Raw genomic sequence first — 20,992 nt, 5'->3', positions numbered from 1 at the left:
ATGCGGTATGCGTCTCTTGCTCTTGCCCTGTCGCTGAGCGCCGCGCTGCCCGCATCCGCAGCGGCGGCGTCGGTCAGCATTCATTCGGCGCGGCCGTTCGGCTATTTCGTCGGTGACCTCATTCGCGTGCGCGTCGACATTTCGGCCGCGGCGGATGCCACGCTGTCGGCGGCCTCGTTGCCCCGACCCGGACCGCTCACCGGATCGCTCGATCTCAAGGATGTCGTCGTCAGGGAGGCGAGCGCGGGCGGCGGCAAGATCTGGCATCTCGATCTCACCTACCAGAATTTCTACGTTGCGCTGGACGTCCGCAATATCGAGATCCCCGGGTTTGCCGTGGGGGTCACCACGCCCGCGGGCGCCGACACCGTCAAGGTTCCCGCCTGGAAGGTCGGGGTGTCGCCCTTGCGCGAGATCGTTCCGGAGAGGAAGGAGCGAGCGGACGACTATCTGCGGCCTGACGTGCCTGCACTCCTCGTCGACGAAACCCGGCCGCGAACCGTCGCGGTTGCGCTCGCCGCCGCGGCGTCGCTCTCCCTGATCGCCGTTGCACGGGACCGCGGCTGGCCGCCGTTCCAGCGACGCCCGGCGCGAATCTTCTCCGCGCTGGCGCGCCGGCTTGCCGCAAACGCCCGGCGCGCCTCCGGCGACGAAGCCCTCCGCCTGGCCATCCTGGAGGTTCATCGCGCCATCGACGCCGTCAACGGCGCCAGTCTGCTTGCGGAGGACCTGCCGGGCTTCCTCGACAGGCGGCCGGAGTTCGCTGTGCTGCAGCCGGCCATGGAGCGTTTCTTTGCGGCCTCGAGCCGAAGATTTTTCGGCGACGCCACCGACGTGCACGACGGCTTCGACATGCTGGCGCTGGTGGAGTTCGTCGCGGCTCTCGCCGAACGGGAGAGGGCAGGGTGAGCCCCCTCGATGTCGACCACGGCTGGATCCTGTTTCTGGCGCCGTTGGCGCTGGTGCCGTTGCTGTGGGCGACGCTGCGCGTCTCGCCGGTATCCTCTCTCCTTGCGGCGCCCGACGATCGGCTGTCGCGCGCGATCGGGGCCGGTTTGAAGATCCTCGGCGCCATCGCCGTGGCGGCGAGTCTGCTCGGGGCGGCGAGCCCATATCTGGCCGGAAGGGAGGTCGAGCGGATCGCCGAGGGTGCGCAGATCATCATGTTGATCGACCGCAGCGGCAGCATGAACGAAACCTTTGCCGGCAGGAGTCCGACCGGGGGCGAGGAGTCGAAGGCGGCGGCGTCGAAGCGCATTCTCGCTCGCTTCGTCGACGGGCGTCGGCATGATCTCGTCGGCATCGCCGCTTTCTCGACATCGCCGATGCTGGTGATGCCCGTGTCGGACCACCTGTCGGCGACGAAGGCGGCGATCGACGCCATCGACCGTCCCGGCCTCGATTACACCAATATCGCGCGCGGCCTCGCCATGGCTCTCGCGATGTTCACGGCCGGCGAAATCGACCGGTCCCGCGCCATTCTGCTGATCTCCGACGGCGCCGGCGTGATCGACCCGAAGATCGCGGATGATCTGCGCGCGGAGTTTCGCAAGACGAACGTCAATCTCTACTGGCTCTACCTGCGAACCGAAGGAAGCAAGGGGATCCATGATCCGCTTGGCGCGGACGACGAGACGCCGCAAGCTGCGCCGGAGCGTCATCTCGATCTCTTCTTCAAGTCGCTCGGCGTTCCCTATCGCGCCTTCGAGGCGGAAGGCCCGGAGGCGACGGAAGAGGCGTTGAGACAGATCGACCGGCTTGAACGGCGACCGATGCGCTATCTCGAAAGGCAGCCGCGCAGGGATCTCGGCGCAGCCTGTTTCGCGCTGGCGCTTGCTGCGGTGGCGCTGCTCCTGCTCGCCAAGCTGTTCGAGGTGGATCTGGCGCGAGGAGGCCGGCCGCAATGACCCTGGCGCGGCTGCGAGACCGTCTGCGGATGCTGTGGCGGGAGACGAGGTCGTCGCTTCTGATCGTCGCGACCCTGGCGCTCGCCGGAGGCGCGATCGGCGCGTCGATCGCCTGGCGAGGTGCGGTGGACGTCAACACCACGATCGCGGCGTTGCGCGGCGGAAGAGACGCTCAGGTCGACGTCAATTCGCGTCCCGAGCTCGTGCTGGCGCAGATCGCCGATCTCGCCAGGCGGAGCGAGATCGACCGGGCGCGCGTCCTGATGGAGTTGCTCGACCGCCGCGGCAGAAGCGAAATCCGCGCGCGTGGCCACTACCTCCTGGCCAACGCCCTGCTGCGCCAGGCCTTCGAGCATATCGAAAGATCGGAGCTGGAAGCCGCCGGTCCCTTCGTCAATCTCGCCAAACGGGAGTATCGAGGCGCGCTGCAGCTTCTCCCGGAGTTCTGGGACGCCAAGTACAATATCGACGTCGCGGCCCGGCTCGTCCGCGACTTCCCGGAGTTCGAGCGAAACAACGGCGACGAACTCGGCGCCGAGCCGAAGAAGCTGTGGACCGACATCCCCGGCAAGCCGAAAGGCCTGCCCTGATGCGCCCGGACTTTCGTGATCCCCGGCTGATCCTGCTGGCGCTCGCGGCGTTGCTGCTGCTCGCCACTTTCGTCATGCCGAGGATGTCGGTGCGGCGCGCCGGCTTCGATCTGCTCGCCATCATCGACATTACCGGCAGCATGAATGTCCGGGACGGCGCCGCGTCCGGCCGGCCGATCAGCCGTCTCGACGCGGCCAAGGCGGCGCTGCGGGACATGATCGCCGCTCTGCCGTGTTCGTCGCGCGTCGGCCTCGGTGTCTTCTCCGAGCGGCGCCCGTTCCTGCTGTTCGAGCCGGTCGACGCCTGCGCCGATTTCGGGCCGCTTGCGGCCTCGATCGAGGCCGTGGACTGGCGCATGGCGTGGGACGGCGACAGCCGGATCTCGGCGGGGCTCTACCGCGCCATCGACATGGCGGCTGAATTGAACGCCGATCTGCTGTTCTTCTCGGACGGTCAGGAGGCGCCGCCGCTGCCGGCGTCGGGAGGCCCCGTATTCGAGGAGCGGCCGGGCGCCGTGCGCGGGGTCGTCGTCGGCGTCGGGGGCTATGCATTGGCGCCGATTCCGAAGTTCGACGACAAGGGCCGCGAAATCGGCTTCGTCGGCGCCGACGAGGTCCCGCACGAAAGTCGCTTTGGCCGGCCGCCCAGAGGGTCGGAGCGGCGGGAGGGCTATGATGCCCGCAATGCGCCGTTCGGCGCCGCCGCTGCGGTCGGCACTGAGCATCTGTCGTCCGTAAAGGAGGAGTATCTGCGCGCGCTCGCGGACACCACCGGGCTTGCCTATGCCCATCTCGAAGACGGGGCGCGTCTCCTGAAATCCTATGCCGGCGTCGCCACCGCGCGGCCGCGCCAGGCAACGCTCGATCTGCGCCCGATGCTCGGCGTCGCCGCAGGCATCTGCCTCTTTGCCGCCGCCGTCGCCACGCCGCTGTCGGCGCGCGGCCGTCGCCGTCGCGCCACCGTTCGTCTCAACGTCCAAACAGGGAGATCCTCATGACAAGGTTCTGGGCGATCATTGCCATTCTGCTTGCCGCGCCGGCATTGGCGCACGGCCCCACGCCGATCAAGGTGGACGAGACGATGACGATCGCGGCCGCTCCCGGCGTCGTATGGGCGGTCGCCGGAAAGTTCGACGGGCTTGCCAGCTGGCATCCCGACGTCAAGGCGGTGAAGGCGACGGGCGGGGACGCCGCGGGCGCCGAGCGCGAGATCACCCTCAAGAAGGGCGGTGTCCTGAAGGAGGGGCTCGACGAATACGACGCCGCGTCCTTCAAATACTCCTATCGCATGTCCGATCCCGATCTCGAAGCGCTCCCGGTCAGTTCCTACTCCATCACCTTCGCGATCGAGCCTGCGGCGGGCGGCGCCAGCAACGTCAAGTGGAGCGCCCGTCTTTATCGCGGCGATACCGGCAATGAGCCGCCGGAGGAGCTCGATGACGACGCGGCGCGCAATGCGATGTCGAAGTTTCTGCGCGCCGGCCTCGAGGGATTGAAGAAAAAGATCGAAGACAAGTAGCCGCCGGCCATGGCCGCCGCACTTCGGATCCTGCTGTTTGCGAGCTGCCTTCTTCTCGCCGGTTGCGGCGAAGAGGAGCACAGCGACGACCCGGGCGAGGCCATCGCGCCCCAGGTCGACGCGGCGGCAGGGGCCTGGCTTCGTGCCACGGATCGCATCGATCCCGCCGTCTGGCTCGCCGGTCGCGAACGTGGCCGGCCGCTGGCGGAGACGGATCCCGCGGTCGAGGAGATGCGCCGGGCGCTGCGGGCGGCGCGCAACCACTTTCTCGAATCCGAGCGCATGCTTGCCAATCGGACGGCGCAGCTCGGCCGGATGCTCGCCGATGACGGCCGCCCGGAGGGCTATGTCGCGTTGCTCGGAGCGCTCTCCAATGTCGCGGCGGCAGCGGGCACCAAGCAGGCTTACGGCGAAATCTGCCAGCACTATTTCAACCTGCGTCACAGCGGCGTCGAGCGTGACGTCGTGCTCGGGACGCTGTCCGCGCGCTACCGGTCCCAGCGGGAATTCAGATGAATTCGCCCCTCGGCGCGGCACTCAGATCAGCTTCATGGCGACCTTGCTTTCGACAGCGATGCGCAGCAGATCGGCTTTCGACCTGGCGCCGAGCTTGCGTTTGAGCAGCAGGCAGTTGTTGGCGACGGTCTTGTAGGAGACCTTCAGGATATGCGCGATCTCGGTCATGTCCCTGCCCTCAGCGAGATTGCGAAGGATCTCCATCTCGCGGCCGCTGAGCACGTCCAGCGGGCTCTTGCCGAGGTTCGGGTCGGCAAACGCCAGCTTCAGCGCCAGGCCGTTGGACAGATAGCGCTCCCCGGCCGCGACCGCCCGGATCGCCTTGATGAAGACCTTCGGATCTTCGCCCTTCGTGATGTAGGCGCGGGCGCCCTGTTCGATCGCCTTTGCCGCGAAGACCGGATCGTCATTCATCGTGAAGATGATGATCCTGGCGTTGGCGTTGCGCTTGAGCAGCTGCCGCAGGAGTTCGAAGCCCGAGATGCCCGGCAGGTTGATGTCCAGGACCACGACGTCCGGCCGGCCGGAGGCGTGCAGGTCCAGCGCCTCGTCGGCGTTATGGGCCTCCAGAACCTCGATGTCAGGTTGCAGCGAGAGCATTCCGCGACATCCCTCGATCACCATCGGGTGGTCGTCAATGATCAGAACGCGCATGATGCTTTCGCTTGAATCGACGTTTGAGCTTATGATGAGACAACCGCAACGCTTGTCAATCGTCCCGCGCCCGTCGCCGCGCTCGGGAACAGGAACGCAGCGCCGCAAATCATCATAAGGCGCCTCATGGGTAATCTGTCTCTGAAGGCGAGATTGAGCTGGCTGGTCGGTCTAGTGCTCATCTCGACCCTGTTGATCAACATCTCGATTCAGCTGGTTCGCGCCGGACCTCGCGTGCGCGCGGAGGCGGGAAGCAATCTGCGGCTGACACGGGAATTAGTCCTGACGACAATTGCAAATCTTCCCGAGGCGGAGAATCCGATCCCGACGCTTCAGCGGCTCTATGCGAGTCTCGGCGGCCTTCGCCACGTCGACATCGTCATCCTTTCCGCGGACCATGAGGTGCCGGCCCGCTGGTCGGAGATCAGGCATGGCGCGCGTCACGACGTCCCGGAATGGTTCGTCCGGCTCGTCGGCGTTTCGCCGCGGGTGACGACGATTCCGGTGCTTGTCGGCAACAGGGCCTATGGCCGCATCGCCATCATCTCCAATCCGTTCGATGAACTTCAGGAGATCTGGTCGGACATGACCTGGCTGGCGTCGGTCAGTCTCGGCGTGGCGCTGGCGATCCTCGCCCTGGTGCTGGTCCTGGTGCGCTTTTCCCTTGCGCCGCTCGGCGCGCTGCGGGCGGGTCTGGCGGATCTCGAAGCAGGCCGGCATGGCATTCGGATCCCGCCGCAAGGCGCCTCGGAGTTCAGGGAGATTTCGGGCGCGCTGAACTCGCTCGCCAGCACGCTTGACCGCGTCAAGGACGAGAACCGCAAGCTGGTCAACGAGCTGATCGCGTTGCAGGAGAATGAACGCCGGGAAATCGCCCGCGATCTCCATGACGAAGCCGGGCCCTGCCTGTTCTCGATCCGCGCGGCGGCAACTGCGCTGCAGGACGTCGTCTCCCAGCCTGTGCCGCAGATCGTCCGGCTTCGTCAGATCAGCGCGATCATGGACAAGGCGAGCGAAGCGCTGCAATCCCTGTTCAGAGGATTGCTCGGCCGGTTGCGACCGCAAGGGCTGGTCGAGCTCGGCCTTGAACCGGCGCTGAAGTCGCTCTTGGCCTCATGGAAGCTCAGCCACCCGGACGTCGCCTTGCGGCTGACGTCGCCGCACGACCTGTCGTCTCTCGACGAAGCGATCGCCTTCACCGCCTACCGTATCGTGCAGGAAGGGGTGACCAACATCGTCCGGCATGCGAATGCCGAGTGGGGCGAGGTCCGGCTGGAGTTCGGATGGGGCTTAAATGCAGGCGTCACCGACCCGGAGCTCGACGGGGCGCCGCAATTGAACATCACGATCGACGATAATGGCGTCGGAATTCCAGTTGCGGAAATGGCGTCTGCGCCCGCCTCTGCCGAGCCTGACGCTGCGGCGCCGAGTTCCGGCGTCGGCCTGCTCGGCATGAGCGAGCGAGTGCAGGCGCTGGGCGGCACGATGGTGATCGAGACGCGGTCGGCGGGCGGAACGCGGATCGCCGTATCGCTGCCGCTGCGGGAGGAGGAAGACAGCGAAGCGTGATGGTCCGGCCGGCGCGGCAGGTCCCGCGCGACAAGCGCGGGCATGACGCGGCATCGGCCATCGGCATATTCTGCTGTAACCCTCCGGCTGGTCCGGAGGGGCCTGGTGCGGTGGATCTGATGCTCGTATCAGGATGACGCAGCGGGCGATGACGGCGGAGGTCGTGTCGGCTCCTCGGCCGTCAACGTGGAGCCGACAGCTCGGAGCGATCTCAGGCGAAAGCCGGGGTCTCCGGCTCGAGCACGATGGTGAGGTCCTTGCGGCTGGGGATGTTGACGCCGCCGCGGCGGGTGCCGCGGGCAATGTTGATCCAGCGCTCGGCGATGCTCTCCGGCAGGTCGAAGCCGTCCGGCAGCGACAGCCAGATCCGCATCAGATGGCGCTTCTTCTCCGGCGCGTTCGGCCAGTCGCGGAAGTCGGTGCGCGAGTGGAAGACGACGTGGTTGTGCAGATACTGGAAGTCGCCGGGCTCGAACGGCACGCGGATCGAGAACTCCGGATCCTCGCAGATCTCGAGGAACATGCGGAAGGCCCGCCACTGCAACTCGGTGGTCTTGGGCGCGTCTTCGAAGCGCAGCGCCGATTCGACATAGTTGCGCAGCGGCGCGTAGCCGACGAAGGCGCCGCGATGCCAGTTGAACACCGGCATCCGCATCCAGGGATGCTTGCCGGCGGGAATCTCGCCGCGGCGGTCGACGGTGAGCGGATGATAGAGCGCGTGGCAGAGCTCGGGATCGCGGCGCATCATCTCGTCATGGACGGCGATGCCGCTGACCAGAGCGCTCTCGCCGCCTTCCATGGCGGTGTTGATGCAGACGAGGCCGACCACGTCGGCGGCATCGGAGTGATAGGCGAGGCCGGCCGAGGTCTGGGTCAGGCGCTTGGTGTAGTCGTCGACTGGGGTGCCGATGTCGATGACGTGGCCGAGCAGATGGCCGTTACGGTTCTGCGCCACCGGCTCGCCGATCTGCTGCGACAGGCCCCAATAGATCCGGGTCAGGGTCTCGCGGTCGTAGTTGTGCACCGGCAGGCCGCGCAGATAGGCGAAGCCGAATTGCTCGAGGATGTCCTTGCGCATGGCGCGGACCTTGGCGGCGAGGCCGGGCAGCGGGAAATCCTCGCGGGCGATGTCGATGATGGAAAGGCCGCGCTGGCGCGTCGTCTCGACCGCCGCCTCGATCTCGGCGACGTCCTCGGCCTCGAGACGGTGGATCCAGCGCTCGCTCGCCATCAGGTCCCTGGTCTTCCAGGCGAACGGCCCCCCGATCGGTCCGGGGGCGTAGGCGACCTCGTTTTCCTCGCTGGCGGCAGTCATGGCAATCTCCTCGGCGGTGGGGTTGGGCAGTGGACAGCGGATCATTTGGGCATCAGCGCATTGGCGTCGGCTTCCATGCGGGCGAGCGCGGCCTTGGGCTCGGCCTTGCCGGTCACGACGGATTCGACGCCGTCATTGACGACGTCGATGATCTTCAGCGCGTTGTCGCCCGGAAAGCCGACCCAGGCGGTGGCGCGGGGCAGTTGCCTCAGGCTGGTACGGGCATTGGGATTGGCGGCGTAATAGTCGCCGAGTAGGCCGGGACGATCGATGGCGATCTGGTTGCTCGGCAGATAGCCGGTGAGGCGGGCGATGATCGCCTGGGCGTGGGCGCCGGTGAGGAATTTGAGATAGGCGAAGGCCGCCTGCTGCTTCGCCTTGTCCCTGGCGAAGATCATGGCGGTGGCGCCGCCGGAGACGATCGGCGCGTCCGGCCGCGGCGTCGGGAAGGGGGCCGTGCGCAGCTCGAACTTGCCGCCGATCTGCCTGGTGACCAGCGTCAGCTCGGCCGACGAGGAGAACTGGACGCCGAGCTGCCCGGCGGTGAAATCCTGGCGGGCCTGCTCGCGGCTGAAGTTCGGCATCTTCGCCGTGGCGCCGAGGTCGTGCAGGACGCTCAAGGCGGCGAGGCCCTGCGGCGAATTGAAGGCGACGCGCCTGCCGGCGTCGTCGAGCAGCTTGCCACCGTGGGTGAACAGCAGCGCCTGCCACAGATAGTTGCCGGTGGTCTGCCAGTGGATGAAGGCGCTGCGGCTGCCGTCGCCGAGCTTGTTGATCTTCTCGCTGAGCGCGATCACCTCGGGCCAGGTCGTGGGCAGGTGGTCGGCGTCGCCGCCGGCGCGGCGCACGATGTCGAGGTTGTAATAGGCGATCGGCGTCGACAGCGCGAACGGCATGCCGTATTGCCTGCCCCGCACCACGCTGGTGGCGAGCATCGCCGGAATGTAGCCCTGCTTGTCGAAGTCGGAATCGGCCTTGATGAAGTCGTCGAGCGGCACGGCGAGATTGCGGTCGACCGCGACGCCCATCAGGTTGGTGCCGCAGAAGGCGACGTCCGGCAGGGTGCCCGCCGCCGCGCCGCGCAGCACCGCGGTCATCACTTCTTCATAGGATTTGACCGGCGCCAGCAGATTGATCCTGATCTCGGGGTGCTCGGCCATGAAATCGCTGGCGATGGTCTCCTGGGCGTCCTTGAACAGCCAGGGCAGGCCGTAGAGCACATTGATCTCGGTGGGCGCGGCGCGGGCGGCGGCGGAGAAGGCGAGCGCGGCGCAGAAGCCGAGGAATAGTCGGCGCATGGTCGATCCTTGCTGGTCGGGGTTTGAAGGTGAGGGATCACCGGCGGGCGCCTCCGAGCGAGACGCCATCGATGAAGCGCTTGTGGGCGGCGACGAAGGCGATGATCATCGGCAGGGCGATGATCACGGTGCCGGCCATCAGCGCGCCGTAGTCGGAGCCGGCCTCCTCGCTCTGGAACAGCATGACGCCGTAGGGCGGCGTCGCCTTGTCGAGCGAGCGCACCACCACCGAGGGCCAGAGCAGGTCGTTCCAGTGGCGCACGAAGGAGAAGATGCTGAAGGCGCCGACCGCGGGCAGCGCCATCGGCAGCATGATGCGGATCAGGATCTCGATCTCGCCGAGGCCGTCGAGTCGCGCCGCCTCGACGATCTCGTCGGGAACTTTCGCGAAGACCTGGCGCAGCAGGAAGATCCCGAGACAGGAGATGGTCCAGGGCAGCACCAGGCCGGCATAGGAATCGATCAGGCCGGCGGCGCTGACCAGCAGGAACAGCGGCAGCGATAGCGCGGTGGCCGGCACCATCAGGCCGACGACGACGAGGGCGAACAGCGCCTTGCGGCCGGCGAAGTCGAGCTTGGCGAGCGCATAGGAGCAGGGCAGCAGCACCACGAGCTGGCCGATCAGGATCGCGGCGCAGACGAAGAGGCCGTTGGCGAGGAAGTGCAGCAGCGGCATCTGGGTCAGGGCCTTGCCGTAGTTGCGGGCGATGGCGAGGCTGTGCGGCAGGAGCTGCAATCCGCGGGTGAAGATCTCCTCGGGCGGCCGGATCGAGATCGCCATCGCCCAGACGAACGGGGCGACGATGATGATGGCGCCGGCGCTGAGCGCGGCGTGGCGCAGCCATTGGCGGCTTTGGCCGCCCGCCTCGGCGCCGTTCGGAACGAGGCCCATGGTCATGCCGCGCCGCTCCTGTGCCGCAGCGATTTGAACTGCATCGCGCTGAAGGCGACGAGAATCAAAAGGAGGACCAGCGTCGCGGTGGCGGCGTAGCTGGTGCGGAAGAAGACGAAGGCCTCCTGATAGATGGTGTAGAGCAGCAGCTGGGTCGACCGTTGCGGTCCGCCCTGGGTGAGGATCGCGACCGTCTCGAAGGCCTGGAAGGCATGGATGCTGGCGGTGACGGTGAGGAACAGGGTCATCGGCCGCAGATGCGGCCAGACCACCAGCCAGAAGCGGTCCCATGGTCGGCCGGCGCCGTCGATCCGCGCCGCCTCGCCGAGCTGCGGCGGCATGTCGGAGAGCGCAGCGAGATAGAACACCGCGGTAAAGCCGAGGCGTTCCCAGACGCCGATCAGCGCCAGCGCCGGCAGCGCCCAGTCCGGATCTTTCAGCCAGTTGGGGCCGGCGATGCCGACCAGCGCCAGCGTCTGGTTGAGGAGGCCGTTGGTCGGGTGCAGAATCATCTGCCAGGCGACGCTCGATGCGGCGAGCGCCACGATCGAGGGCAGGAAATAGACGGTGCGGTAGAACGTGCGGCCGTGGCCGAGGCCATCGACCAGCAGGGCGACGCAAAGGCCGAGCGCGATGGTCAGCGGCACGACGATGGCGACGTAGATGAAGCTGTTGCCGACGGCGGCGAGGAAGGGGCGGTCGGTAAAGAGCTCGGCGAAGTTGCGCAGCCCGACGAAGCCGATGCGCGGCTGGCCCATCTGGTAGTCGGTGAAGGCGATGGCGATCACCGCCGCGAGCGGCACGAGGACGAAGGCCGCCAGCAGCACGGCCGCCGGCAGGGCCATCAGCGCGCCCTGGATGCGCCGCAGCTTCTCGCCGAGCGGCACGGCGACGCGGCGGCTACGGATCGCGGCGACGGCCGGCGCCGTGGATGTGACGACGAGCTCAGGCATAGGACGGCGCCGGACGCGACAGCGGCGTCGCCTGGATACGCCGGCCGTCGCCGTCGAACAGCAGCAGGCGGCTGTCGTCGATGCGCAGGCCGACCTCGTCGCCGTTGCGCGGCGCCGGGCCCTGGTCGGCGGTCATCCGCACGATGATCCGCGCCAGCGCGGTCTCGACATGGACCAGCCGCTCGTAACCGAGATGTTCGACCTCGACGACACAGCCGGCGAAATGGCCATGGGCGCGGCCGAGGGCGACATGCTCGGGGCGGACCGCGGCGGTGAGCGCCCGTCCGCCCGACGTCGCATCGAGCTGCCCGAGGCTGTGTCCGCCGATCCGCAGCCAGCCGTCCGGGCCGACGCGCACAGGGATGGTGTTGATCCGCGGCGTGCCGATGAAGCGGGCGACGCCCAGCGAACAGGGATTGTCGTAGAGCTCGGCGGGCGAGGCGACCTGGGCGATGGCGCCCTCGAGCACGACCGCGATGCGGTCGGACATGGTCATCGCCTCGGCCTGATCATGGGTGACGAAGATGAAAGTCGCCCCCGTGGCGCGGTGCAGAGCGGTCAATTCGGAGCGCAGCTGGACGCGCAGCTGGGCGTCCAGGCTGGAGAGCGGTTCGTCCATCAGGAGAAGCCGCGGCCTGCGCACCAAAGCCCGGCCGAGGGCGACGCGCTGACGCTGGCCGCCGGACAGTTCGGCCGGATAGCGCTGCACCTGGGCGGCAAGGTCGAGGCTCGCGGCCATGGCGCGCACCTCGTCGTCGATCTGGCGCTGCACGGCCTTGAGGCGCGGCGACAGGCGAAGGCGGGCGGTGGCGCGCTGTAGCCGGGTCATTCGCCGCATCTGCAGCGGCAGGGCGATGTTCTCGCCGACGGTGAGATGCGGATAGAGCGCGTAGTTCTGGAACACCATGGCGAGCTGGCGGTCTTCCGCCGGCGTGCGCAGCATCGAGGCGCCGTCGGCGAGGACGTCGCCGCTGTCCGGGGTGACGAGGCCGGCGATGATCCGCAGCAACGTCGTCTTGCCGCAGCCCGAGGGGCCGAGCAGGGTCAGGAATTCGCCGCGGGCGATGGTCAGGTCGACGCCGCGCAGCACCGGCGCCGCGCCGAAGGATTTGGATACTCCGACAATATCGAGCCGCGACACCTGGCACCCCCATGCGATGCGGGCGTGTTAGCCGGGGCCGGCGACAGCGGCGTGTCTATTTTGTAATGAGTGGATGACGATTGTCGGAAGACCTGAAAATCAAGAGCTCGCCGTCGCCAGGACCGCTGAACTGATACAGACCAGTTGTGCACAGGCGGAGCCGGTCGCGCCTCGTGCAATACGACTGTCGCAGATTGCGGCTATGGCGTGCCGGACCTCTGTGTCAGAGGTCCATCGCGACAAGGCGCACATGATGCAGCGACAATCGATCCAGCGACAACCGGACGAGACCACGACCGGCCCGAAGGAGCGCACGCTCTACCTCGACATCGCACGGGAGCTGCGGCGGCGTATCCGCGACCAGTATGATCCGGGAGATCCCCTGCCGTCGGAGCGCACGCTCGCCGCCGAGTTCGGCGTCCATCGCAACACCATCCGCCGGTCGCTGGAGGAGCTCAGCCGCAGCGGCGTCATCGCCACCCGATGGGGCGGCCGCTCGACCGTCACCCGCAAGCGGCTCAGCCATCGTGTCGCGATCCATGCGAGCTTCACCGCCTCGGCGATCGCGGCCGGGCTCGACCCGCGCACCCAGCTGGTCGCGGTGGCCGAGACGCCCTCGCGCGAGGCCCGCCAGATCTGCGACAAGCTCGTCACCGAGCGGCCGGCCGGCGAGGTCACCACGATCCGCCTGCTCGGCGACGACCCGGTGTGCTGGATTCGCCAGCTCCTGTTCGGGGTCGATGTCAGGGCGGTCATGGCCGGTTTTTCCGGCGGCTCGGTCCAGGACTGGATCCGCAGCCGCACCGGCATCGTGCCGCAGCGTCAGGAGAGCATCATCGGCGCCGACCGCGCCAGCAGCATCGACTGCCGGATGCTGCGCATTCCGCGCGGCGCCTCGGTGCTCTACGCCACCAGCGTCAATATCGATCCGGACAGCGGCGACGCGGTCGAGGTCTCGATTACGCGTTTTCGCGGCGATGTCGCCGAGTTGCGGCTGAAGCTGTGACGGGCGGACGGCCGCCGCCGGTCGGCATGGCTAACGGTGTATGACCGGCGGCGCCGTTGCCGCATTGAATTTTCCGCGGCCGGTATTGCGCTCCCGTTGCCGAAAATTCCCGCCTAACGTGGGCTTTACCTGTCGGCGTTAGGGTCGTCGGGTCTTCACGATTGGACGCGGGACTTCGATGCGCCTTGCCAATGTTAAGTCGATAGCCGCCGCCGCGGGCCGGTTGTTTCGGATCCCCGATGACAACCCGGACCTGATGCGCGCCCAGTTCAAGGCGTTCGTCAAGCAGGTGCCGCTGCTCTACTTTATCCTGGTCACCAATTCGCTGGCGGTCTGCTTCACCTTCGCGCCGCTGGCACCGGCCTGGCAATCCGTCGCCATTCCCGTGGCCTTGAGCGCCTTCTGCGTCGTCCGCATGGTGTGGTGGCTGCAGCAGGGCGATGTCCCGCGCTCGGACGAGGAGGTGCTGCGCTATCTGCGGCTGACCAATCGGCTGGGCGTCGTGCTGGCGGCGTCGTTCGTCTGCTGGGGGCTCAGCCTCTATCCCTATGGCGACGCCTTCGCCAAGGGCCAGGTGGCCTTCTATGTCGCGCTCACGGTGATCGGCTGCATCTTCTGCCTGATGCATCTGCGCTCGGCGGCGCTCGGGGTGACGCTCGTCGTCAACGTGCCTTATGTGGTGTTCTTCTTTCTTCAGGGCGAACCGACGTTGAAGGCGGTCGCCATCAATCACGCACTGGTCTCGGCGGCGATGATCACCGTGCTGTTCATCTATTACCGCGACTTCGCCGATCTCGTCGCCAGCCGCAAGACGCTGATCGCCAAGCAGGCTGAGACCCAGGCTCTGTCGGACGAGAATTTCCACCTCGCCAATCGCGATGCGCTGACCGAACTGCCGAACCGGCGCCGCTTCTTCGCCGATCTCCACGGCGCCTTCACCGCGGCCGAAACAGCCGGCACGCGGCTGGCCGTCGGGATCATCGACCTCGACGGCTTCAAGCCGGTCAACGACACCTATGGCCACACCGTCGGCGACCGGGTGCTGATCGAGGCGGGGCGCCGGATCGCCGAGGCCTGCGCCGGCTTCTGCGCCTGCCGGGTGCTGCTGGCGCGATTGGGCGGCGACGAATTCGGCCTGGTGATCTGCGGCGATCCGACCGAAGACGATCTGCTGGCGCTCGGGCGGGCGATCGGCGATCCGGTGCGGCTGCCCTATCAGCTCGACGGCGCCCATGCGGCGATCTCCTGTTCGATCGGCTTCGCGCTCTATCCGTCGGCAGCCGATACCGAGGAGGCGTTGTATGAATGCGCCGATTACGCGCTCTACCATGCCAAGCGGCACCAGCGCGGCCATGCCGTGATCTTCTCGGCGGAGCACGAGGCCCAGATCCGCAGCCGCGGCATCATCGAACATCTGCTGCAGGCCGCCGATCTCGGGGCGGAGATGTCGCTGGCGTTTCAGCCGATCGTCGACGCCGCGACCGAGCGCACCGAGGCCTTCGAGGTGCTGGCGCGCTGGAACAATCCCAAGCTCGGCCCGGTGTCGCCGGGGGATTTCATCCCTGCCGCCGAGCGCGTCGGCCTGATCGGCTCCCTGACCCAGGTGCTGCTGGAGAAGGCCCTTGCGGCGGTGAAGACCTGGCCGGACCACATCCGGATGTCGTTCAATCTCTCCGCGCAGGACATCTGCTCGCCGGACGGCGTGCTGCAATTGATCGCGACGGTCCACGGCAGCGGGGTGCCGCCGCGGCGCATCGACTTCGAGATCACCGAAACCGCGGTGGCATTCGATTTCGCCCAGGCGCAGCAGGCGGTGACGGCGCTCAAGACCATCGGCTGCGGCGTTTCGCTGGACGATTTCGGCACCGGCTATTCATCGCTCAGCCACGTGCACTGCCTGCCGCTCGACAAGATCAAGATCGACCGCAGCTTCGTCGCCGACATCAACGACAATGCGGTGAGCAACAAGATCGTCAAGTCGCTGGCCAGCCTGTGCGCCGACATGGACCTTACGTGCGTCGCCGAGGGCGTCGAGACCAGGGAGCAGCTCGACAGCCTGCGCCGGCTCGGCTGCGACCTGATCCAGGGCTATTATTTTGCCAAGCCGATGCCGGCCGATGCGGTAGCGGGTTATCTGGCGAGGGAGGCGCAGAAATCGGCGCTGGCCGCGGCGGCGGCCCACGGGGCGATTGTCTGAACCGCGAGCTCGAAAGACGCCCGATGCAGTCCCGCGGCGATCGGCGTTCATACTCATTTTACCCGGTTGAACTACCGTTTGTTCCTAAGGCTTAGCCGGTTATTTTGAGGGTTGCCATGTTTGCTCGCTTTTCCATCCGCGCCAAGATCACCGGGGTGGTGTTGGTCCTGCTGGTCGCCGTGCTCGCGATCGGCCTGTTCGCCGTCCACCAGATGCGCTCCATCAACGGCAACACTGTCGACATCCAGACCAACTGGCTGCCCAGCGTCCGGGTGCTCGGCGAGCTTCGCGCCGCCACCTTGAGCCATCGCGCCGGGCTGCTGAGGCACATTCTGTCCGAGACATCCGAGGACAAGCTCGCGGTCGAGAAGATGATGGCCGGCATCGCCGAGCGCGGCGTGAAGATCCAGGCCGACTACGAGAAGCTGATTACCAGCCCCGAGGAGCGCGCGCTCTATGACGAATGGGCCAGGCTGTGGACGGCCTACAAGGCGGGCGCCGAGCCGGTGCTCAAGCTGTCCCGCGAGGCGGCGGGCAGGGTTGCGCGCGAGGCGTACCAGCTCGGCAGCGAGACCATCAGTCCGATCGGCGCCAAGGCCGACGCGGTGCTGGCCAAGGACATCGCCCTCAACGACAAGGGCGCCGAGACGGCGGGTGTCGATGCCGGTGCGAGCTACGCGGCCGGGCTGGCGACCATGCTGGTGCTCATCGCCGCGGCGGCGCTGAGCGGCATCCTGCTGGCGATCTATCTCGTGCGCGACGTCTCGCGCGGCATCGCCTCGATCGTCGCGCCGATGCAGGCGATCGGCGCCGGCGACCTGACGACGGACGTGCCCCATCGCGGCGAAAACACCGAGATCGGTTCGATCGCGCGGGCGCTGCAGATCTTCAAGGATGCGCTGATCGCCAAGAAGGCGGCGGACGAGAGGGTTGCGGTCGAGGCCGAGGCCAAGATCGAACGCGGCCATCGGGTCGATACCATCACCCGGCAGTTCGAAGCGGCGGTCGGTGAGATCGTCAACATGGTGTCGTCGGCCTCGACCCAGCTCGAGTCGTCGGCGAGCACGCTGACGGCGACGGCCGAACATTCCCAGCAGCTCGCCGCCTCGGTTGCGGCAGCCTCCGGGCAGGCCTCGGCCAATGTGCAGTCGGTCGCCTCGGCGACGGAGGAGATGGGCTCCTCGATCGACGAGATCGGCCGCCAGGTGCAGGCCTCGGCGCGCATCGCCGGTGAGGCGGTGGAGCAGGCGCGCAGGACCAATGACCGGGTTGCCGAACTCGCCCGCGCCGCCGCGCGGATCGGCGACGTCGTCGAATTGATCAACACCATCGCCGGCCAGACCAACCTGCTTGCGCTCAACGCCACCATCGAGGCGGCGCGTGCCGGGGAGGCCGGCCGCGGTTTCGCCGTGGTCGCCACCGAGGTCAAGGCGCTCGCCGAACAGACCGCCAGGGCCACGGGCGAGATCAGCCAGCAGATCGCCGGCATTCAGGGGGCGACGGACGAGTCGGTCGAGGCCATCAAGGCGATCGGCGAGACCATCGGCCGGATGTCGGAAATTTCGGCGACCATCGCCTCCGCGGTCGAGGAGCAGGGCGCCGCCACCCAGGAGATCGCGCGCAACGTCGAGGAAGCCGCCCGCGGCACCGAGCAGGTCGCCTCCAACATCGTCGACGTGCAGCAGGGCGCGAGCGAAACCGGCTCCGCCTCGGGGGAGGTGCTGTCCGCGGCGCAGTCCCTGTCGGTGGAAAGCGCACGTCTCAAGCGCGAGGTGGAGGGCTTTCTCGCCTCAGTCCGCGCTGCCTGATCCCGAGGGTGACGTCAGCACCTCGCGGCACGTGCTCGGCAGGTCCGCCATGGTCAAAGGCGGCTTGGGTTTGGGCGGCAGCGGCGACGGCTTGGGATGCAGCACCTTGTCGGTGAACCAGTAGTCGAGCTCGTGGCCGCAGCCCTCGCCTTCGGGCGGCGGGTCCTGGGCGGTGCATGCGGTATCGCCCGCCGGACACTTCATCCGGACATGAAAATGATAGTCGTGGCCGTACATCGGCCGCACCTTGGCGAGCCAGCCGCGAAATCCCTTGGCCTCGCGGCAGAGCGCCTTCTTGATCGCGGCATTGACGAAGATGCGCTCGACCTGCGGCTCCTCCGCCGCGGCGCGGATCACGGCGAGATGGCCCGGCGTCCAGACCCTGGGATCGACATCGAGGCGGTTCGTCGCCACCACATTGGTCGCCGACATCTCCTCGCGCTCGTTGCGTGACAGCAGCCGGCTCGGCATCGGCGTCAGCCAGATGTCGGCGTCGAGGCCGATCTGGTGGCTGGCATGGCCGGTCAGCATCGGTCCGCCGCGCGGCTGCGACATGTCGCCGACCAGCAGGCCGGGCCAGCCCGCCGCCTTGCGCGCCGCCGCCGACAGCCGCTCCAGCATCGTCACCAGCTGCGGCGCGCCCCAGTTGCGGTTGCGCGACAGCCGCATCACCTGCCAGCTCGGGCCGGTGATCGGCAATGCTTCGGCGCCGGCGAGGCATCCCTTGGCGTAGAAGCCGATGGGGCGGGGCGGCAGCGCGGCGGGCGCGGTCTTGCGGCCGAACAGCTCCTTCGCCGCCGTCTTGGGATCGTCAGGATGGACCAGCGCAGGCAGCGGCCTGGGATCGAGCGTGCCCTTGTCCTGGGCCGCGGAAGGCCGTGGCGCCAGGGCGGCGGCGATGATGCCGAGCAGAATCAGGGTCCGATTCATGTCGGTCATTATAGCGCCCACGACGCTCGTGTCCCGTTTCCAACGCGGAGCCTCACGCAAGGCACCGTTAACCATCCCTCGTCATGGCGCAAATTCTAATCACGGGTGTCAGGGACGGTGGATTCTTGGGCAGCCGGCGGTGGTTTCGGCGACACGAGGCCGCAGACCGCAGCTGGAGTGGATCCTGTCGCCTAGATTTTATACGAAGGCGTGTAGTTTCGACTTGTCGACGCTGCGGCCTCTGCCTTGTCGTTGGGCATGCCGGCCGAGGCACTATTCTGCACAAACTGCCGGATCATCCCGGGAACCTCCGGCAAGATACCGTTTTTTCAGAGACTTGGCCCCATAAGTATGACGAATTCTCGGGCGGAGCTTGGATGCTGAAGAAGCGTCGACATAAACAACAAGGCAAGGTCAAGCGCAGGGACGGACGTGGCCAGGCCGCTGCGCGCCGGACATTGCGCGCTGCGCCCAAACTCCGGCCCCCGGACCGTGGCGCGCCGGCCGACGATGTCGCACGCATGCGCGAGGAAGCCGCCGCCGCGGTCGCCGAGGCCCAGCGCGCCCATGAGCGGCTGCGCGAAGCGATCGACCTTTTGCCCGAGGGCATCGTCTTCCTCGACCGCGAGGGACGCTACATCCTCTGGAACAAGAAATACGCCGAAATCTATCGTCGCACCGCCGACCTGTTCGTCCCCGGTGCGAGGCTCGAGGACACCTTGCGGGTCGGCGTGGCGCGCGGCGATTATGTCGAGGCGGCGGGCCGCGAAGAGGAATGGCTGCAGGAGCGGCTGCGCAAGCTCGAGCGGCCCGATGGCCGCCACGAGCAGATCCTCGCCGACGGCCGCTGCATCCTGATCGAGGAGCGGCTGACCAGCGACGGCGGCGTCATCGGCCTGCGGGTCGACATCACCGAGCTGAAGCAGCGCGAAGCCTCGTTCCGGTTGCTGTTCGAGGGCAATCCGGTGCCGATGATCGTCTGCGATCCGATCGACGCCAAGATCCTCAGCGTCAACGACGCGGCCATCGCCCATTACGGCTACGAGCGCGCCGAGTTCGAGCGGCTGACGCTGCAGCAGATCCAGGCCTTCGAGACCGATCTGCCCTGGCTCGAGCGGCACGAGGCCGACATCGGCAGCGGCCGGACCTGGAAGCACGTCAAGGCCGACGGCACGCTGATCGACATCGCGATCTATTCGCGCCACCTGATCAACGACGGCGAGCCGGTGGTCCTGCTCGCCCTGATCGACATCACCGAGCGCAAGCGGGCCGAGGAGCGGCTGAATTTCATTGCCCAGCACGACGGCCTCACCGGCCTGCCCAACCGCAACCTGCTGCGCCGGCGGCTCGACGAGATCCTGACCCGCGGCCGCCGCGGCGCCGAGCGCACCGCCGTTCTGTTTCTCGACCTCGACAACTTCAAGATCATCAACGATACGCTCGGCCACGATATCGGCGACGAGCTGCTGCGCAATGTCAGCAAGCGGCTGCGCTCGTCGCTGCGCGATGAGGATGTCGTCGCCCGCCTCGGCTCCGACGAATTCGCCATCGTGCAGGCGCAGCTCGGGCGCTTCGAGGATGCGGTGATGCTGGCCAAGCGCCTGCTCGACGTCGTCAGCCAGCCTTACGTGCTGCAGCAGCAGTCGGTGGTGATCCAGGCGAGCGTCGGCATCGCGCTGGCGCCGGGCGACGGCGACGACGCCGAGCGGCTGCTGAAGAATGCCGACATGGCCCTGTCGCGCGCCAAGCGGGAGTCGCGCGGCAACTACAGCTTCTTCGAAAAAGGCATGGACGCCAGCGCCCAGGCGCGGCGGCGGATCGAGACCGAGCTGCGGGCGGCGATCGACCGCGGCCTGCTGCGGCCCTATTACCAGCCGCTGGTCGATCTGCGCTCCGGCCGGATCACCGGCTTCGAGGCGCTGGTGCGCTGGCCTGATCCGGAACGGGGCATGATCTCGCCGGGAGAGTTCATTCCGGTGGCCGAGGAAACCGGCCTGATCAATGCGGTCGGCTCGCTGATCCTGCGCCGCGCCTGCACCGATGCCGCGACCTGGCCCGACGACGTGCGCGTCGCCGTCAACCTGTCTTCGGCCCAGTTCCGGATCGGCAACCTGTTTTCCAGCGTCACCGATGCGCTCAAGCAGACCGGCCTGTCGCCGAAGCGGCTGGAGCTGGAAATCACCGAGACGCTGCTGCTGGAGAAAAGCGACGACGTGATCTCGACGCTCCATGCGCTGCGCGCGCTCGGGGTGCGCATCTCGATGGATGATTTCGGCACCGGCTACTCGTCGCTGAGCTATCTGCGCAGCTTTCCCTTCGACAAGATCAAGATCGACCAGTCCTTCGTCCGTGACCTCGGCGGCAATCGCGACGCCCAGGCAATCGTCCGCTCGATCATCAGTCTCGGCCGCGGCCTCGGCGTCACCATCACCGCGGAAGGGGTGGAGACCGAGGCCGAGCTCGCCTGCCTGCGCAGCGAGGGGTGTCACGAAGGCCAGGGCTTCCTGTTCAGCAGGGCGCGGCCGAACGACGAGATCGTCGAACTGCTCGCCGCCCAGCGCGGCGCGCGGCCGGCGCCGATCGCCGCTCCAGGGCCGATCCTGATGGCGTGAGGACTTCGCCAACCGCAGTCGACGCTCGCAACACCTCCGTCGTCATGGCCGGGACGAGCCTGGACGAGCCCGGCCATGACGAAAA

Annotated in this window: 18 protein-coding genes; 11 read left to right on the top strand and 7 right to left on the bottom strand. The window is 67.4% G+C overall.

Annotated elements, in window-relative coordinates:
* Genes DB459_RS06365 through DB459_RS06340 form a run of 6 tightly spaced genes read left to right on the top strand, consistent with a single transcriptional unit; the run spans position 1 to position 4,532 of the window.
* Positions 1–909 (top strand): nonribosomal peptide synthetase MxaA, encoded by a 909-nt coding sequence (locus DB459_RS06365; protein WP_253712067.1) that lies wholly within the window; start codon positions 1–3, stop codon positions 907–909.
* Positions 906–1,907: a vWA domain-containing protein gene (locus DB459_RS06360; RefSeq protein WP_253712066.1), complete on the top strand. Its 1,002-nt coding sequence runs from the start codon at positions 906–908 to the stop codon at positions 1,905–1,907. Before DB459_RS06365 ends, DB459_RS06360 begins: the two co-directional genes overlap by 4 nt.
* Positions 1,904–2,497 carry an MxaK protein gene (locus DB459_RS06355; protein WP_253712065.1) on the top strand — a complete coding sequence of 198 codons (594 nt, stop codon included), beginning with the start codon at positions 1,904–1,906 and terminating at the stop codon, positions 2,495–2,497. The genes DB459_RS06360 and DB459_RS06355 overlap by 4 nt, the downstream gene beginning before the upstream one ends.
* On the top strand, positions 2,497–3,495 hold the full coding sequence (locus DB459_RS06350) for a vWA domain-containing protein (protein ID WP_253712064.1): 999 nt from the start codon (positions 2,497–2,499) through the stop codon (positions 3,493–3,495). The genes DB459_RS06355 and DB459_RS06350 overlap by 1 nt, the downstream gene beginning before the upstream one ends.
* Positions 3,492–4,016, top strand: coding sequence for an SRPBCC family protein (locus DB459_RS06345; protein ID WP_253712063.1), 525 nt, complete (start codon positions 3,492–3,494; stop codon positions 4,014–4,016). The genes DB459_RS06350 and DB459_RS06345 overlap by 4 nt, the downstream gene beginning before the upstream one ends.
* 9 nt (positions 4,017–4,025) lie before the next feature.
* Positions 4,026–4,532, top strand: a complete 507-nt coding sequence (locus DB459_RS06340; protein WP_253712062.1) for a hypothetical protein — start codon at positions 4,026–4,028, stop codon at positions 4,530–4,532.
* Positions 4,533–4,553: 21 nt separating this feature from the next.
* Here DB459_RS06340 and DB459_RS06335 read toward each other — a convergent pair whose 3' ends face one another.
* Positions 4,554–5,186 (bottom strand): response regulator transcription factor, encoded by a 633-nt coding sequence (locus tag DB459_RS06335; RefSeq protein ID WP_253712061.1) that lies wholly within the window; start codon positions 5,184–5,186, stop codon positions 4,554–4,556.
* Positions 5,187–5,312: 126 nt separating this feature from the next.
* Here DB459_RS06335 and DB459_RS06330 point away from each other — a divergent pair, with 126 nt between their 5' ends.
* Complete coding sequence (locus tag DB459_RS06330) at positions 5,313–6,755, top strand: ATP-binding protein (protein WP_253712060.1); 1,443 nt, start codon at positions 5,313–5,315, stop codon at positions 6,753–6,755.
* A gap of 211 nt (positions 6,756–6,966) precedes the next feature.
* Here the strand turns inward: DB459_RS06330 and DB459_RS06325 are convergent, their stop codons facing one another.
* From DB459_RS06325 to DB459_RS06305, 5 genes are read right to left on the bottom strand one after another with little or no spacing between them, the layout of a single operon-like run.
* A complete protein-coding gene (locus DB459_RS06325) occupies positions 6,967–8,070 on the bottom strand; it encodes a TauD/TfdA family dioxygenase (RefSeq protein WP_253712059.1) in 1,104 nt (367 codons plus the stop codon).
* Positions 8,071–8,111: 41 nt separating this feature from the next.
* Positions 8,112–9,368 carry an ABC transporter substrate-binding protein gene (locus tag DB459_RS06320; RefSeq protein WP_253712058.1) on the bottom strand — a complete coding sequence of 419 codons (1,257 nt, stop codon included), beginning with the start codon at positions 9,366–9,368 and terminating at the stop codon, positions 8,112–8,114.
* A 37-nt stretch (positions 9,369–9,405) separates the two neighbouring features.
* Positions 9,406–10,266: a carbohydrate ABC transporter permease gene (locus tag DB459_RS06315; RefSeq protein WP_253712057.1), complete on the bottom strand. Its 861-nt coding sequence runs from the start codon at positions 10,264–10,266 to the stop codon at positions 9,406–9,408.
* Positions 10,263–11,213, bottom strand: a complete 951-nt coding sequence (locus DB459_RS06310; protein ID WP_253712056.1) for a carbohydrate ABC transporter permease — start codon at positions 11,211–11,213, stop codon at positions 10,263–10,265. The genes DB459_RS06315 and DB459_RS06310 overlap by 4 nt, the downstream gene beginning before the upstream one ends.
* Positions 11,206–12,354 carry an ABC transporter ATP-binding protein gene (locus DB459_RS06305; RefSeq protein WP_253712055.1) on the bottom strand — a complete coding sequence of 383 codons (1,149 nt, stop codon included), beginning with the start codon at positions 12,352–12,354 and terminating at the stop codon, positions 11,206–11,208. The genes DB459_RS06310 and DB459_RS06305 overlap by 8 nt, the downstream gene beginning before the upstream one ends.
* Positions 12,355–12,607: 253 nt before the next feature.
* Between DB459_RS06305 and DB459_RS06300 the strand changes: the two genes are divergently transcribed.
* The 3 genes from DB459_RS06300 to DB459_RS06290 all read left to right on the top strand — a co-directional run bounded on the left by DB459_RS06300 (position 12,608) and on the right by DB459_RS06290 (position 17,365).
* The gene (locus DB459_RS06300; protein ID WP_253712054.1) at positions 12,608–13,360 is read left to right on the top strand and encodes a GntR family transcriptional regulator; all 753 of its coding nucleotides are present in this window, start codon (positions 12,608–12,610) and stop codon (positions 13,358–13,360) included.
* A 178-nt stretch (positions 13,361–13,538) separates the two neighbouring features.
* Positions 13,539–15,557: a bifunctional diguanylate cyclase/phosphodiesterase gene (locus DB459_RS06295; protein WP_253712053.1), complete on the top strand. Its 2,019-nt coding sequence runs from the start codon at positions 13,539–13,541 to the stop codon at positions 15,555–15,557.
* A 116-nt stretch (positions 15,558–15,673) separates the two neighbouring features.
* Positions 15,674–17,365, top strand: a complete 1,692-nt coding sequence (locus DB459_RS06290; RefSeq protein WP_253712052.1) for a methyl-accepting chemotaxis protein — start codon at positions 15,674–15,676, stop codon at positions 17,363–17,365.
* On the opposite strand, the gene mepA is transcribed toward DB459_RS06290, so the two are convergent.
* A complete protein-coding gene (mepA, locus tag DB459_RS06285; RefSeq protein WP_253712051.1) occupies positions 17,348–18,295 on the bottom strand; it encodes a penicillin-insensitive murein endopeptidase in 948 nt (315 codons plus the stop codon). The genes DB459_RS06290 and mepA overlap by 18 nt on opposite strands.
* Before the next feature lie 377 nt (positions 18,296–18,672).
* On the opposite strand from mepA, the gene DB459_RS06280 reads away from it, so the two are divergent.
* Positions 18,673–20,907, top strand: a complete 2,235-nt coding sequence (locus DB459_RS06280) for a bifunctional diguanylate cyclase/phosphodiesterase (RefSeq protein ID WP_253712050.1) — start codon at positions 18,673–18,675, stop codon at positions 20,905–20,907.
* The last annotated feature ends 85 nt before the right edge of the window (positions 20,908–20,992 follow it).

The sequence above is a fragment of the Bradyrhizobium sp. WD16 genome (genome assembly GCF_024181725.1).
In the GTDB taxonomy this organism is placed as follows: Bacteria; Pseudomonadota; Alphaproteobacteria; order Rhizobiales; family Xanthobacteraceae; genus Bradyrhizobium_A.
This window is presented reverse-complemented; position numbering and strand designations above follow the sequence as displayed.

Bases quoted from the DNA above. Each gene is read 5' to 3' on its own strand.
- DB459_RS06365 (WP_253712067.1), top strand. From the start codon at position 1: ATGCGGTATGCGTCTCTTGCTCTTGCCCTGTCGCTGAGCGCCGCGCTG.
- DB459_RS06355 (WP_253712065.1), top strand. From the start codon at position 1,904: ATGACCCTGGCGCGGCTGCGAGACCGTCTGCGGATGCTGTGGCGGGAG.
- DB459_RS06350 (WP_253712064.1), top strand. From the start codon at position 2,497: ATGCGCCCGGACTTTCGTGATCCCCGGCTGATCCTGCTGGCGCTCGCG.
- DB459_RS06345 (WP_253712063.1), top strand. From the start codon at position 3,492: ATGACAAGGTTCTGGGCGATCATTGCCATTCTGCTTGCCGCGCCGGCA.
- DB459_RS06340 (WP_253712062.1), top strand. From the start codon at position 4,026: ATGGCCGCCGCACTTCGGATCCTGCTGTTTGCGAGCTGCCTTCTTCTC.
- DB459_RS06335 (WP_253712061.1), bottom strand. From the start codon at position 5,186: ATGCGCGTTCTGATCATTGACGACCACCCGATGGTGATCGAGGGATGT.
- DB459_RS06330 (WP_253712060.1), top strand. From the start codon at position 5,313: ATGGGTAATCTGTCTCTGAAGGCGAGATTGAGCTGGCTGGTCGGTCTA.
- DB459_RS06325 (WP_253712059.1), bottom strand. From the start codon at position 8,070: ATGACTGCCGCCAGCGAGGAAAACGAGGTCGCCTACGCCCCCGGACCG.
- DB459_RS06320 (WP_253712058.1), bottom strand. From the start codon at position 9,368: ATGCGCCGACTATTCCTCGGCTTCTGCGCCGCGCTCGCCTTCTCCGCC.
- DB459_RS06315 (WP_253712057.1), bottom strand. From the start codon at position 10,266: ATGACCATGGGCCTCGTTCCGAACGGCGCCGAGGCGGGCGGCCAAAGC.
- DB459_RS06310 (WP_253712056.1), bottom strand. From the start codon at position 11,213: ATGCCTGAGCTCGTCGTCACATCCACGGCGCCGGCCGTCGCCGCGATC.
- DB459_RS06300 (WP_253712054.1), top strand. From the start codon at position 12,608: ATGCAGCGACAATCGATCCAGCGACAACCGGACGAGACCACGACCGGC.
- DB459_RS06295 (WP_253712053.1), top strand. From the start codon at position 13,539: ATGCGCCTTGCCAATGTTAAGTCGATAGCCGCCGCCGCGGGCCGGTTG.
- DB459_RS06290 (WP_253712052.1), top strand. From the start codon at position 15,674: ATGTTTGCTCGCTTTTCCATCCGCGCCAAGATCACCGGGGTGGTGTTG.
- mepA (WP_253712051.1), bottom strand. From the start codon at position 18,295: ATGAATCGGACCCTGATTCTGCTCGGCATCATCGCCGCCGCCCTGGCG.
- DB459_RS06280 (WP_253712050.1), top strand. From the start codon at position 18,673: ATGCTGAAGAAGCGTCGACATAAACAACAAGGCAAGGTCAAGCGCAGG.